The sequence below is a fragment of the Pseudoalteromonas sp. S558 genome, from assembly GCF_005886635.1.
Classification (GTDB): Bacteria; Pseudomonadota; Gammaproteobacteria; order Enterobacterales; family Alteromonadaceae; genus Pseudoalteromonas; species Pseudoalteromonas aliena.
The window spans coordinates 1-1,267 of the sequence record NZ_PNDU01000431.1; the positions used below are offsets into that span (position 1 = coordinate 1).

General features: G+C 38.1%; 1 protein-coding gene. It reads right to left on the reverse strand.

The window, feature by feature from the left end:
- Positions 1 to 71 precede the first annotated feature (71 nt).
- Entirely contained in the window at positions 72 to 836 is a 765-nt protein-coding gene (locus CWB66_RS20420; protein ID WP_138586868.1) for a class II glutamine amidotransferase, read from the reverse strand.
- Between the last annotated feature and the right edge of the window lie 431 nt (positions 837 to 1,267).

Sequence of the window (1,267 nt, forward strand, 5' to 3'; positions counted from 1 at the left end):
TTAACCTGAACTCTGGATAATAAATCTATCTCAAGCAGCTATTTTCAGGTTATTTAAATAAAATGGGTGAGCTATATAAGTTCACCCATTTTAAATAACACAAACTCCCCTGGCTGCATTTTTTGCCATCGCTCATCATTCGTCAAAGGCCTTGTGGCTATCACTGTTACTACATCGTTTGGTGTGGTTTCTTGTTGAAAATCAACCACCATATCGGCATCAATTAATGTTGCTTTACCAAATGGCGCACGGCGCGTTATGTAATGTAAGTTATTAGTGCAATAAGCTAAAACAAATACGCCATCGGTAAGTAGCATATTAAACACCCCTTTTTCACGCAGTGTATGCGAAAGCTTAGCGGCATATCTGAAAACCGACGCCATATTACTTGGACGCTTAGGGTATTTTTCGCGAATTTTATCAAGCAACCAACAAAACGCCAGTTCGCTATCGGTATTTCCCACCGGACGATAATATTCTGTTTTTAAATCATGATAATTAGACAATTGCCCATTGTGTGCGTATGTAATCTCGCGCCCCCACAACTCACGTGTAAATGGATGAGTGTTTTCTAGACATACTCGCCCGCGGTTACCTTGGCGAATATGGCTAATTACTGACACACTTTTAATAGGGTATGCTTTAACCAGCTTTGCAATTTCGGACTGATAACTCGGCTCAGGATCTTTAAAGGTTCTACAGCCTTTACCCTCATAAAAGGTAATACCCCACCCATCTTTGTGAGGTCCCGTATTCCCACCGCGCTCTAAAAGGCCTGAAAAACTAAAACAGATATCAGTAGGCACATTGGCTGACATACCAAGTAACTCACACATAAAATAAATTAACCTTTAAGTTTATATAGTTAAAAAATTAACCGAAGTAAAAAACCATTAGTGATCACAGTTTTGGTCACACATATATTCTTGTAATTGCTATATTATACCAATTCGCTTAATTTAAATGCTCTATTTTAAGGTGAGAAAATCGTGTCAATAACAAGGCAAAAAATTCGTTCTCTAGTTGCTCTTGGTAATTGCTCCTGTATTGCTCTATCTCCTGCATTCATGCAGTCGTTAGCGTCAGGTTTAATCCCTCAAATTAATTAACCTGAACTTTGGTTAAGAGATTTACTAACGTATTAAATAATGGTGATATTTAAATTTATTTTCTCTAGCCAGAGGTTTTCAGTGAAAACAAGGCGAATTTACGCGTCAATAGCGGGCCTATTGCAAGTAAATTCATCGCAGTTAGCGGTGAAATTTGG

What these genes read in the sequence shown, in the direction of transcription:
- CWB66_RS20420 (WP_138586868.1), bottom strand. Translation starts at nt 836, where the DNA reads ATGTGTGAGTTACTTGGTATGTCAGCCAATGTGCCTACTGATATCTGT.